This is a genomic window from Acetobacterium sp. KB-1, assembly GCF_003260995.1.
GTDB lineage: Bacteria > Bacillota > Clostridia > Eubacteriales > Eubacteriaceae > Acetobacterium > Acetobacterium carbinolicum.
Genome location: NZ_CP030040.1, coordinates 2298030 through 2311087 on the forward strand (window position 1 = coordinate 2298030; position 13058 = coordinate 2311087).

Here is a 13058-nt window from a genome sequence, read left to right on the forward strand (position 1 = left end):
TCAATTTCCTTTCCAGATTTCCATAATTTTTGCTATTGTTATCGCTTGCTGTTCAGCCGATGAAATAGATGCGATCCCATCGCCGGACTGTTCTCCATAATTACCGAATCCGCTATGATTACCACCTGCTATTTCATAATAACGGGCCGTGACCGGCAGCTTATTTCGGCCTTCGGTAAAGCCCTGTTGGTTAATAATCTGATCTTCGCTGCCATATAGAGTCACTACCGAATGACTGCTCTGAGAAAGCGATTCATTGGGATAAGCACCTAATAAAGTCAGCCCCGCTACCTTGTCTTCATGTTCGGCCAGATAGTCCGAAGCCATGGCGCCGCCCAAAGAGTGACCCACCATGATCCAATGCTCGATCTCCGGCAACGCTTCCAACACCTTGTCAGCACCGTTTGCATTAAACACGGCCAGATTAAAGGGCATCCCCACAATCACAGCCGGATAGCCTTGTTCCGCCAGTGAGCGCATCAGCGGAGCATAAGCGATATCTTCCACCTTACCACCGGGGTAAAAGATAAAACCCGTTTCATCCTGACCTGTTGTTGGCATAAATATGGTCAGATTTCCTTCTTCCCTGACAATTACCTGATTTCCTGAGATCAGGGCCTCATGGGCAGTTTGATCAGCATGGTAATAATCTCCCAGATAGGTCAATGTTATAATGACAAGCGCCACCAATACCATTCCAATTATTTTGCTGATACGTATTAAGCTTTGCCCTTGTTTCATAACCATCTGCTCCTTTTCATTCCAAAATGACATGATAATACAGATTTGCTCTATTTTATACCCCAACCCGTTATAAAACAACATTTAAGTCATTTTAACATTTTTCAAAAAATAAAAAAACCGCAATCACTGCGGTTTTGATTTCAAATGGTGACCCATGGGCGACTTGAACGCCCGACACCCTGATTAAAAGTCAGATGCTCTACCAACTGAGCTAATGGGTCATGCTATAATTTACTTTTTGTTTGTCTCCAAACGATAATGAATACTCAACTTTGCCTAACTAAGCGATTCACACAAAAATGTTCACTTCCTTCGGTCGTGCATTTTTGGTTCTCTGCTTTGCAACTGAGCTAATGGGTCATGTCTTTTTTCTGTCTTCTCTGCCGAGCAAAAGTGGCAGGGGTAGCAGGACTCGAACCTACGGATGCAAGAATCAAAATCTTGTGCCTTACCAACTTGGCTATACCCCTATTAATATAATGCTATTGAAATGGGGTGGATAATGGGACTCGAACCCACAACTTCCGGAATCACAATCCGACGCTCTAACCGATTGAACTATACCCACCACGAGATAAATACGATAAAATAAATGGTGCGCCTGAGAGGATTCGAACCTCTGGCACACGGCTTAGAAGGCCGTTGCTCTATCCTACTGAGCTACAGGCGCTCAATTCTTTTCGCAAAAATGGAGCGGGTGAAGGGAATCGGACCCTCGCGACTGGCTTGGAAGGCCAGGGCTCTACCACTGAGCTACACCCGCATTGCCTCTCTTAGAGACAAGTGTTAGTATACTTTAAATAGAAAGAGTTGTCAACTACTTTTTATTTTTTATTTGATGCTCGCTTTATTTTGCAAACACACCGTAATCCGTCATCAAAAAATGAAATGTCTTAGACGGTTTTAATGCCCACACCTTTTTTAAAAATATGCGCCGCCACTAAAAATACACTAATAACAAGGCCAATTGTTAAAATAACATGAATCACAATATTGCCTTCACATACCCCAATATAGGCATATCGGGAAACATTAACCAGGGGATAGATCGGGTTTATGTATTTAATGGAAGATAATAATCCCGGCAACTTTGAAATTTCAAAAAACACACCACCTAAATAGGTAAGAGGCGTAATGATAATTGCCAATGCAAAATTCATCTTTTCAAAGTTATCCAGCACCAGCCCGGCAATCAAACCCAGTGATGCGAAGACAAAGGATGTTGCGGTTAATGCCAATACAAAAAACAGTGGATGCACTACTTCATAACCGACAAAGAAAATTGTTGCCGCATAGGTTAGAATACCCACCAGCACCCCACGAAACATCCCCCCAAAAACAAAGGCCAGAATTTTTTCGGTAATTGAGATCGGGTAGCTGTTTAAATCCTGAATGGTATTCTGAAATTTTTGCGAAATCATTGAAAACGCCGGATTTTGAAACGCGGCAAAAATCGCCCCCATTGTCGCTAAGCCGGGCACTAAAAAATTAAGATAACTAATCCCTTCGATCCCGACCTCCCTGGTTTGAAGCATCCCCCCAAAGATTAACATGTATAAAATGTTTGAAATAAGCGGAGCCAGAACCGTCTGAACTGGCACCTTCATAAACCGATGAATTTCCTTGTTCAGGAGGGTTAAAAATCCAATTCTATTGTAAAATATCCTGTTTTTCATCTGTTCTCCTAATGTTTGATGATATTTAAATAAATATCTTCGAGCTTTGGTCTTTCCACCACCAGATTAGTAAATTCCATGTTTTTCTCTGACAGTTGTCGAAAGACTTTGGACAAGTCCTTCTTTGAGGCCTTCAATTGAAGTCTGGTTTTGTCTTCGATATGCGGGTGGTAGTCACTTAAAAAATCAAAATCAGCTAGACTTAGCTCATCTTCAAAATGAACTTCAATGATGGATTCCCGGGAAAACGCATCCATCAACTCTTCTTTAGGCTCATCGGCAATAATTTTTCCACCATCAATAATTACAATCCGCTTACACAGTTTTTCGGCTTCCTCAATATAATGAGTGGTCAGGATGATGGTGGTACCCGATTCATGCAGCTTAACCAGAAAATCATATAAGGTATGCCGCATTTCAATATCGACTCCTGCTGTCGGTTCGTCCAGAATCAGAATTTTGGGTTTATGAACCAATGCCTTGGCGATTAAAAATCGCCGTCGCATCCCTCCGGATAGATCCCGGATTCTGGCGCTTCTCTTTTCGGTTAAGTACAAAGCGTCCAGAACTTCATCGATGTATTCCTTGTTATCCTTGATCCCGAAATAGCCGGACTGTTTTTTTAGCGCTTCATCTACGGTAAAAACAAAATCATACCCGGTATCCTGGGGCACAATGCCAATAATCTTTTTTGTTTCAAGCTCATTTCTGTCGAGGCTGTACCCGCCGATACTGACATCTCCCCGGGTCTTTTTTACATTACCGGCAAGAATATTGATCAGGGTACTTTTTCCCGCCCCATTTTGCCCCAGCAAGGCGGTAAATTCGCCTTCTAAAATTTCTAGATTGATATTTTTTAAAGCCTCTTTTTTCCCTTTTTGATAGGTCATTGATACATCTTTAATACTCAGCATTGATTGCCTCCTTTTTCCGTCTTTCTGTCAGTCGCGCCAAAGCGGGATGATTTTTGCGTTAATTTCGCCATTCTCAATGATAATCAATCCATAGCTTTCAGGATCTCCCATTCTGGGAGCCCCCACCGAGCCAGGGTTCATCATTAGAATGCGGCCATCATCTTCGATATAAGCGTGGTGGGTATGACCATAAAGAATCACCTCGGCCTTTTTTTCCAACCCGGCAACGTAAAGACGGTGCAAATCGTTCTTGACGCCGTACTTATGGCCATGGCAGGCAAAAAATTTAAAGCCGCCCAAAATGGTCTCCAGCGACATACTGCCATCATCAGCAAAAGAATCCAAATTGCCCTTCAGGATGTGGATGGGGGTATTTGTGATCGTACGCAGATAGAGGGCATCTTCGACATAGTCTCCAAGATGAATCATCACATCCACTTGGCCCATCTCCTGGACGGCTTGTTTTACCGCTTTTAAATTACCATGGCTGTCACTCATTACACCAATTTTCATTTTATCCTCCATCCCTTCCTTCTGCTTAATTAAAGGATCCGATTGTCCTGTTTTTAAAGTGCCTGATTCAACAGTTCCCGAGCCTTTGCAATAGCGACCGCCCGATGACTCAACCGATTTTTTTCTGCTTTGGTCATGTCTCCGTAGCAACGGCCAGACGCTTCATGGATAAACAGCGGGTCATAGCCGAATCCGCCAACACCGCAATAATCAAAGGCAATTTTCCCCCGGACCAGACCTTCGCAGCATAACTCCCGTCCATCAGGCAGAATCATCGCGATGACGGTGATAAAAGCAGCTCCCCGATTCATTTCCGGCACATCTGCCATTTCCTTTAAAAGCTTTTTATTATTATCTGCATAGGTGGCCTCTTCTCCTGCATAACGAGCCGAATAAATCCCCGGAGCCCCATTAAGGCAATCAACCGATAAGCCGGAGTCGTCGCCCATAATGATCAGGTCTTTTCCCTTAACAAGGGGCTGTAACGCCCGCACCTTTATCAGCGCATTCGCTTCATAGGTTTGACCATCTTCAATGATGTCAATGTCAATGCCAAAATCCTTCATCGTCTTGACTTCAAAATCCGCTCCCAACATCGTCTTCAGTTCTCTGGCCTTATCCGGATTACCGGTGGCTAAAAGTATTGTTCTCATTATCATTTACCCGTTATTCCTGTAATGTACCTTTTTGGAAGGCGATGATTTTTTTAATGCTCGCTTCTCCGAGTTCTAACATCTTTTGAAGTTCTTCCTTTTTAAAGGGACGTTCTTCACCGGTTCCCTGAATTTCAATGATTTCGCCGGTTTCAGTCATGACCATGTTCATATCAACCTCAGCGTTTGAATCTTCTTCATAACACAGGTCAACGATGGCTTCGCCCTCAAAAATCCCAACACTAGTAGCAGCGACAAAATTGGTAATTGGCATTGCTTTAATTTTCCCCTTTTCAATCAGATCTGATAAGGCATCATGGAGGGCCAGAAATGAACCGGTAATCGCCGCGGTCCGGGTTCCACCATCGGCCTGGATTACATCACAGTCAATCCAGATGGTCCGTTCCCCGAGCATTGAAAGGTCGATGACTGATCTCAGACTCCTGCCGATTAAGCGCTGGATTTCCATGGTTCGGCCATCGATTTTGCCACGGTTGCGATCGCGACTTTTACGGGTATTGGTTGATCCGGGAATCATTTCATACTCGGCAGTGATCCACCCCTTTTTCTGACCTTTTAAAAATGGTGGTACCTTGTCTTCCACCATGGCGGTGCAAATGACTTTGGTATCGCCCACTTCAATGAGCACCGATCCCTGAGCATGTTTAATAAAATGTCGGGTAACCTTTATTGGTCTTAATTCATGGGCTTCCCGACCGTCAATCCGTTTTTTCTCTACATTAATTTCTTCACTGTTTTCCATAGTTTTCCTTTATCTATTTCTCATTATTTAAGGGATTACCACAAATCTTGTAGTAACCCCTTAGTCAAAATTTCTGTTTCTTAGTACCAACAATTGTTTTGCTTTATCTTATAAAAATCCTAACGATGCGATGCCAAATGTTTAGCTACAACCGCCCGAATAATTTCGTTAGCGACCTGGGCATTCGCTTTTCCTTTTGTTACTTTCATCACCTGACCGGTTAAGAAGCCATAGGCTTTTTCATTACCGGCGCCTATATCTTCAACCGATTTGGGATTATCCGAAACGATTTTTTCAATGATGGCTTCCAGCTCGCTGCTGTCACTCATTTGCGCCAGACCCTTATCTTTAACAATATCGCCCGGGTTTTTGCCGGTACTAAACATTTCTTTTAAAACTTCTTTACCAGTGTTGCCACTGATTTCATTGTTTTTGACCAGTTTTAGCAACGCTACCAATTGCGTCGGAGTAATCGAAATATTTTCCATACTCAGTTCATTTTCTTTTAGTAATGGTGGAATTTCCACCATCATCCAGTTAGAAATCTGTTTGGGTTCATTATACAGCGCCACTGCTTCTTCAAAGAAGCGAGCGGTGACCCCCGTGGTTGTCAGCACCCCGGCATCGTATTCCGGTAGTTTATATTCATCAATATAGCGCTGTTTTTTGGCTTCCGGCAATTCCGGCAGTTCGCTTTTAATTTTTTCGATGTAATCGGGTTCCAGCACAATCGGGACCAGATCCGGTTCCGGGAAGTAACGATAATCATGAGCTTCTTCCTTGCTTCGCAGTGAAGATGAGGTCCCTTTGGTGTCGTCCCACTTACGGGTTTCCTGAATAATCGTGTGACCTTTTTTAATCTCAATGATCTGTCGTTTGCTTTCGTATTGAACAGCCCGGATCAGCGCCCGGAACGAGTTTAAGTTTTTCATTTCAGTTCGGGTTCCCAATACTTCGCATCCTTTTTCCCGAATCGATAGATTCACGTCAAAACGCATCGAACCCTGTTCCATCTTACAGTCAGAGACGCCAGTATATTCCAGAATATTTCTGACCTTTTCGGCAAAGGCGCGGGCTTCCTCGGCACTGCGCAGATCCGGCTCGGTGACGATCTCAATCAGCGGTACACCACAGCGGTTAACATCCAGAAGCGTCCCGTCGGCCGATTCATGAAGCAGCTTTCCGGCATCTTCTTCGATGTGAATACGGGTGATGCCGATGTCTTTTTTAACGCCATCGACTTCAATGCCAACTACGCCACCGGTACAGATCGGTAAATCAAACTGGGAGGTTTGATAGGCTTTGGGTAAATCCGGATAAAAATAGTTTTTTCGATCCATCTTGCTAAAGTGGGCAATTTCGCAATTAAGGGCTAAACCCGCCCGGGTGGCGTATTCAACGACTTTTTCATTCAGTACCGGTAACACCCCGGGCATCCCCAGGCAAACCGGGCAGGTATGAGTGTTTTCATCCTGGCCGAACTCGGTCGGACAGGAACAAAATATTTTTGTTTTTGTCCCCAACTCAATATGGATTTCCATTCCGATGACAATTTCATATTCCATGATTTAGACCTCCGTTCCCAATGGTGCTTTTAAATTTTTAAGGCCTGATTCCTGCTCAAAGGCCCAGGCTGTTTTTAACAGAGTCTCTTCACTTAAGATCGGCCCCAGCAACTGCATCCCAATCGGCATCCCGTTGTTGTCCAAACCGCAGGGAATTGAAGCCCCGGGAATTCCGGCAATGTTAACGGGTACCGTATAAATATCAGTGAGATACATCTCCAGCGGATTGCTGGTTTTTTCGCCGATGCCAAAGGCGGTAGTCGGTGCTGTTGGGGTCAAGAGCACATCGCAGCCGCTAAAGACCTGATCAAAGTCGGCTTTGATGATCGTTCGCACCTGCATCGCTTTTTTATAATAGGCATCATAGTAGCCAGAGCTGAGGGCATAGGTCCCCAGCATGATCCGTCGTTTGACCTCGTCGCCAAATCCCTGGCTTCTGGTTTTCTTGTAAAGATCAATCAGGTCATTGTATTCTTCGGCTCTAAAACCATAACGAATGCCATCATAACGGGCCAGATTGGAACTGGCTTCAGCGGACGAAATCATATAATAGGCGGATAGGGCATAATCCAGATGTTGGAATGACACATCGACAATCGAAGCCCCCAGAGTTTTATAGATGACGATGGCATCTTCCAGGCTTTTGCGAACTTCCGGTTGGAGCCCTTCGCCGAAAAATTCTTTAGCCACGCCAATTTTCAAACCTTTGACCCCTTGTTTGAGGTTTTTAGTATAATCGATTTTTTTAAGATTAAGGGAGGTGGAATCCTTGGCATCATGACCAACAATGGTATTTAGCACCAGCGCGCAGTCTTGCACGTCCTTGGTGAACGGCCCAATCTGATCAAGCGACGAAGCAAAGGCCACCAGACCATAGCGGGAGACCAGACCATAGGTCGGTTTCATCCCCACCACCCCACAAAATGAGGCGGGCTGACGGATCGATCCGCCGGTGTCTGATCCCAAGGCAAAAAAAGCCGTATCAGCAGCCACAGCAACCGCTGATCCGCCACTGGAACCGCCAGGTACCTTGTTTAAATCCCAGGGATTGTGAGTCGTTTTATAGGCTGAATTTTCAGTGGACGAACCCATCGCAAACTCATCCATATTGGTTTTCCCCAGCAAAATACCACCCTCTTCGCTAAGCCGTTGATAAACCTCGGCATTATAAGGAGGATTGAAGTTATCGAGCATTTTTGAGGCACAAGTGGTTAAGATTCCCTTAGTGCACATGTTATCTTTGAGTCCATAGGGAATTCCTTCCAATGGCGTTCTTTTTGCTCGCCCGGACAGCTCGGCATCTATTGCGGTAGCCGTTTCTAGCGCCGCTTCGGTCTGGAGACTCAGATAAGCATCGGTCGCTTTTTCAACGATATTAATGCGGTTAACCACCGCTTGGGTTACCTCTGTAACGGTGACTTCTTTTTTATCCAGAAGGTCATTTATTTCGTGTATGGTTTTTTGATACAATTCCATTGTTGCCTCCTATTCCATAACCCGGGGAACCTTAAAGCACCCGGCTTCGCTCTCTGGCGCATTGGCCAAAGCTTCTTCATTACTCAGACAGGACTTAATTTCATCCTCCCGAAAGACATTCTGAACCGCCAGCACATGTTCGGTGGCTTTAATTTTAGAGGTGTCCAATCCGCTTAAGGTTTCAGCATAATTAAGCACTGCACCCAGTTGCTCGGCCAGGGCGGTCACTTCATCCTCGGAAAATTCCAAACGGGCCAGATTGGCCACGTAGGTGACATCTTCTCGTGTTAAACTCATAGTGTTATCCTTTCTTTACTGTTGACTATCGATCTTACTTTTCTAATCAATTCATGATGCACTTCTTGTGCATTTTTTAAATAGCTCGGGCACTGATTTTTATCTTAACAGCCGGAGCCGTCAATTTGATTTTAAAAATCACCCTTCATTATAGATCAAACCCTCCACCCGTGACAAGGGCTAAAAACGCTTCTTCATCAATTATTGTAATTCCCAGCGACTGGGCTTTTTCATATTTGGACCCGGATTTTTCTCCGGACAAGAGAAAATCGGTTTTTTTACTGACACTGCCTGCTACCTTGCCACCATTAGCTTCGATCAATGCTTTAGCTTCCCGTCGGTCGAGAGTGGGCAGGGTTCCGGTGAGCACAAAGGTCTTCCCGGCCAGGGTCTGAGAATCGATTCTGGTTTCCTGAATCATATTAAGCCCCGCGGCTTCTAACCCTCTGATGATTTCAATATTGGTGGGCGTCTTAAAAAAATCGACAATTTCGGTAGCCATTTTTTCGCCAATTTCAAAAATCGCTTTGAGATCTTCCACTTGGGCCAGGATCAGGTTATCCATTTTCTGATAATGTTCAGCCAGAATTTTAGCACCTCTGGCGCCGACCAGCGGAATCCCCAAACCAAAAATAAGCCGGGATAATTCACGTTTTTTAGAGGCTTGTATCGCGACCAGAAGATTGTCGACCGATTTTTCGCCCAACTTTTCAAGGGTGATCAGTTGTTCTCTTTTCTCATCCAGATGATAGATATCGACCGGGTTAACGACCAGTTTATCATCCATCAACAGCCGCAGTACGCCTGGTCCCAGCCCTTCAATGTTCATTGCGTCCCGGGAAGTAAAGTGAACCAGTTTTCGAAACACCTGCGCCGGACAGGCCATGTTCAGGCATTTAGTCACCGCTTCTCCGGCAATCCGAAAGGTTGGTTCATCACAAACCGGACAGCGTTTTGGCATTTGAAAAACCACCTCGTTTCCCGATCGTTTTTCAAACACCACATGATCCACTTCCGGAATGACGTCCCCCGCCTTCTGGATCACCACCTGGTCACCGATACGGATGTCTTTTGTACTGATATTGTCTTCGTTATGGAGGGTTGCCCGGGAAATCACTGACCCCGCTAGCGATACCGGCTCAAGTTCGGCCACTGGGGTCAGAGCACCGGTTCGGCCAACCTGAACGGTAATGGCAACCACAGTGGTAACGGCCTGATCGGGGGCAAATTTGTAAGCGATCGCCCAGCGGGGACTTTTTGAGGTATTTCCCAGTCGCTCCCGAAAAGCTAATTCATCGACCTTAATCACCAGACCGTCGATTTCAAAGGGCAGGTTGCGTCTTTCCACTTCCATCAGGCGGCAATAGTCAATGATCGCCTCAATATCGCTAAAGGCTTTGATTGTACTGGTTTTAAAACCTAAATCTTTTAAATAATTCAGGGTCTCCCGATGGGTTTTAGGTTCGAAACCTTCAACCACTTCCAGATTAAAAACAAAAATATCCAATGGCCGGGAGGCCGTTAGCCTGGGGTCCAATTGTCGCAGCGATCCGGCTGCTGCATTTCTGGGGTTGGCAAAAGGACTTTCCTCCGCCGCCAGACGACGCTGATTCAATTTTTCAAAATCAGCCTTACCCATAAAAACCTCGCCCCGAACTTCCAGGGTCACCGGCTCCGACAAGCCCAGCGGGATCGTCCGAATCGTTTTGAGGTTGGCAGTAACATTTTCCCCCACTTCGCCATCGCCTCGGGTGGCGCCCCGAACGAACAAACCATTTTCGTAGTTTAGTACCACCGTCAACCCATCAAATTTGTATTCCACCACATAGCTTGCCTCGGGACAGGTCTGCCGCACCCGACGGTCAAAATCGCGGAGATTGCCCGGATCAAAGGCATTGCCAAGGCTCAGTTTGGGATGGCTGTAGACGACCTTGTCAAAACCTGCTAAAGGACTTCCACCAACCCGCTGAGTCGGTGAATCCGGGGTGATCCATTGGGGATTTGCGGTTTCTAGCGCAATCAGTTCCTGCATTAGCTGATCATATTCATAGTCTAAAACCAGAGGCGCATCATCAAGATAGTAGGCTCTGTCATATGCTGCTATTTTTTTTCTTAACGCTTCAATTTGGGCATTGCTCATACTCATTTCCTATCCTTTATAGCTACTTTTTAACGCTATTTTAACTAAGCTTTTTCCACAAACGTCGGATCCATTTTTTTGATTCCCACCCCCGGAAACGCGACTGAAATCATGTTATTTTTAACTTCAACCACAGTACCAATGCCAAATTTTTTATGTTTAACCTTATCCGTCAACGCAAACCCATTTTCTGATGGACCATTGTGAAGGTTAACGGCATTGGCATTATTTCTGCGAATAGCTACCTTCGACTGGGTCACCCGTTCAGAAAAAGTCTTATTCTTTTTCGTTTCAATGTCAATTTCCGGCTTACGTTCATAGCGCTGTTTATTTTCCACGCAAACTTCATCCGGCATTTCTTTTAAAAATCGCGATGGGGTTTGCAGTTGGCGACGTCCGTAAAGGGTTCTTTCCGCTGCCCAGGAAATGTAAAGACGTTTCATCGCCCGGGTAATCCCCACATAGCAGATTCGTCGTTCCTCTTCAATTTCCTCCGGCGAATCCATGGCTCGGCCATGGGGGAAGATCCCTTCTTCCATCCCGGGAATAAAGACAATCGGGAATTCCAGTCCTTTGGCGTTATGAAGCGTCATCAGGAGAACCTTCCCCTGATCACCATCGTACTTGTCGGTTTCTGACGACAAGGCGACCGTTTCCAGGTAGGCGCTGAGGCTTTGATCATCACTATTTTTTTCAAAGTCTGTGGCGGAAGATACCAGTTCCTGAAGGTTTTCCAGGCGGCTTTCACCCTTATCCATCTTTCCGGTTTCCAGCATTTCCAGATAGCCGGTTTTTTCAATCACCGCCGTGATCAGCTCGCTTAAGCTGGCCGTCTCCCGGATTGTTTCTAATTTCTTCATTAATTCGCTAAACGCCCGAACCTTGTTTTTGACGCTGGGACTCAGCTCCGGAATTTCTTCAACATGATGGAAGGCCTGCATTAAACTAAAGCTTTTAAAATTGGCGTATTCGGCAATTTTTTCAATGGTGGCTGAACCAATCCCCCGCTTGGGCACGTTGACAATTCGCATAAAGCCCATGTTGTCTTTAGGATTGCTCAGGACATTTAAATAAGCAATGACATCTTTAATTTCAACCCGCGAATAAAACCCGGTTCCGCCGATTAATTGAAAAGGCAAGCCGGCCCGCATCAGCGCTTCTTCAAACAACCGGGACTGGGCATTGGTTCGGTACAGAATCGCAAAATCGCCGAAGATACCATTGCCCTTGGTGATGTTTTCATTAATCTCATCAACAATAAACCGGGCTTCATCATAACCCTGGTTAAACGAAGCAATCATAATTTTTTCATCGCCGTCATTGTTGGTCCACAGCGCCTTTTCCTTACGACCGGTATTTTTGGCAATAACACCGTTGGCACAGTCCAGAATCGTCTGGGTTGAGCGGTAGTTCTCTTCCAGTTTAACTACCTTGGCGTTGGCGTAGTCTTTTTCAAAATCCAGGATATTGTTGATATCCGCTCCCCGCCAGCCGTAAATACTCTGATCGTCATCGCCGCAGACACAAATATTTTTGTATTTGGCGGCCAGCATGTTAACCAGTTCATATTGGCTATGATTGGTATCCTGATATTCATCCACCATAATGTATTTAAAGCGATTCTGATATTGTTCCAGAATTTCCGGAAAGCCCTTAAATAATACCAGGGTATTGTAGATCAGATCATCAAAATCCATGGCATTGTTTGCTTTTAAGCTTTCCTGGTAGCGTTTATAATAAAGTCCGACCTTCTCTTTTCTGAAATCGCCGGAATTTTCTTTTAGATAGGCTTCCGGACTGACAAAATTATTCTTGGCCGTTGAGACTTCGCCGCTTAAAAACTGGTTGGTAAAATATTTGTCATTGAGGCCCAATTCTTTGATTAAGCTTTTATATAAACGCTTCTGATCGTCCATATCATAAATGACAAAGTTGTCGTCATAACCCAACCATTGTGCATGGGTTCGCATAATTCGGGCACACATGGCGTGAAATGTCGACATCCAGATCCGTTTACTGTCCTCAATCTTCATTTTGGCAATCCGCTCCCGCATTTCGCCGGCGGCTTTATTGGTAAAAGTGATGGCCAGAATCTGTGAAGGCCATGCCTGTCCTGTTTCAATAATATGGGCAATGCGATGAATAATAGTTCGTGTTTTCCCTGATCCGGCCCCTGCCAATATTAATAGTGGCCCATCGATGGTTTCTGCTGCTTCTCGTTGTCGAGTGTTTAACCCGTCTAATAAACTCATGTGTTCTCCTAAATATTTATTTCATAGTTAATTGCAAAAATTATAAGAACTTCAGGCTCCGTTTT

11 protein-coding genes and 5 tRNA genes are annotated in these 13058 nt (G+C 45.0%); all 16 read right to left on the bottom strand.

Annotated elements, in window-relative coordinates:
* Positions 1–741 (bottom strand): alpha/beta fold hydrolase, encoded by a 741-nt coding sequence (locus DOZ58_RS10655; protein WP_162624498.1) that lies wholly within the window; start codon positions 739–741, stop codon positions 1–3.
* A gap of 148 nt (positions 742–889) precedes the next feature.
* A tRNA-Lys gene (locus tag DOZ58_RS10660) sits at positions 890–965 on the bottom strand.
* Positions 966–1138: 173 nt separating this feature from the next.
* Positions 1139–1214, bottom strand: a tRNA-Gln gene (locus DOZ58_RS10665).
* A gap of 21 nt (positions 1215–1235) precedes the next feature.
* Positions 1236–1312 (bottom strand) — tRNA-His (locus DOZ58_RS10670).
* Between the two features lie 25 nt (positions 1313–1337).
* Positions 1338–1414, bottom strand: a tRNA-Arg gene (locus DOZ58_RS10675).
* A gap of 19 nt (positions 1415–1433) precedes the next feature.
* A tRNA-Gly gene (locus tag DOZ58_RS10680) sits at positions 1434–1507 on the bottom strand.
* Positions 1508–1637: 130 nt separating this feature from the next.
* Complete coding sequence (locus DOZ58_RS10685) at positions 1638–2420, bottom strand: ABC transporter permease (RefSeq protein ID WP_111888265.1); 783 nt, start codon at positions 2418–2420, stop codon at positions 1638–1640.
* A gap of 8 nt (positions 2421–2428) precedes the next feature.
* A complete protein-coding gene (locus tag DOZ58_RS10690) occupies positions 2429–3334 on the bottom strand; it encodes an ABC transporter ATP-binding protein (protein WP_111888266.1) in 906 nt (301 codons plus the stop codon).
* 27 nt (positions 3335–3361) lie between these two features.
* Entirely contained in the window at positions 3362–3847 is a 486-nt protein-coding gene (locus DOZ58_RS10695; RefSeq protein ID WP_162624499.1) for a metallophosphoesterase, read from the bottom strand.
* Between the two features lie 53 nt (positions 3848–3900).
* The gene (gene rdgB / locus DOZ58_RS10700) at positions 3901–4500 is read right to left on the bottom strand and encodes an RdgB/HAM1 family non-canonical purine NTP pyrophosphatase (RefSeq protein ID WP_204355389.1); all 600 of its coding nucleotides are present in this window, start codon (positions 4498–4500) and stop codon (positions 3901–3903) included.
* A gap of 13 nt (positions 4501–4513) precedes the next feature.
* A complete protein-coding gene (gene rph / locus DOZ58_RS10705; RefSeq protein WP_111888268.1) occupies positions 4514–5263 on the bottom strand; it encodes a ribonuclease PH in 750 nt (249 codons plus the stop codon).
* A 119-nt stretch (positions 5264–5382) separates the two neighbouring features.
* A complete protein-coding gene (gene gatB, locus DOZ58_RS10710) occupies positions 5383–6828 on the bottom strand; it encodes an Asp-tRNA(Asn)/Glu-tRNA(Gln) amidotransferase subunit GatB (RefSeq protein ID WP_111888269.1) in 1446 nt (481 codons plus the stop codon).
* A 3-nt stretch (positions 6829–6831) separates the two neighbouring features.
* Positions 6832–8304, bottom strand: coding sequence for an Asp-tRNA(Asn)/Glu-tRNA(Gln) amidotransferase subunit GatA (gene gatA, locus DOZ58_RS10715; RefSeq protein WP_111888270.1), 1473 nt, complete (start codon positions 8302–8304; stop codon positions 6832–6834).
* A gap of 9 nt (positions 8305–8313) precedes the next feature.
* Entirely contained in the window at positions 8314–8601 is a 288-nt protein-coding gene (gatC, locus tag DOZ58_RS10720) for an Asp-tRNA(Asn)/Glu-tRNA(Gln) amidotransferase subunit GatC (protein ID WP_111888271.1), read from the bottom strand.
* Between the two features lie 148 nt (positions 8602–8749).
* Complete coding sequence (gene ligA / locus DOZ58_RS10725) at positions 8750–10741, bottom strand: NAD-dependent DNA ligase LigA (RefSeq protein WP_204355390.1); 1992 nt, start codon at positions 10739–10741, stop codon at positions 8750–8752.
* A gap of 44 nt (positions 10742–10785) precedes the next feature.
* Positions 10786–12993 carry an ATP-dependent helicase gene (locus DOZ58_RS10730; RefSeq protein WP_111888273.1) on the bottom strand — a complete coding sequence of 736 codons (2208 nt, stop codon included), beginning with the start codon at positions 12991–12993 and terminating at the stop codon, positions 10786–10788.
* Positions 12994–13058: the final 65 nt, after the last annotated feature.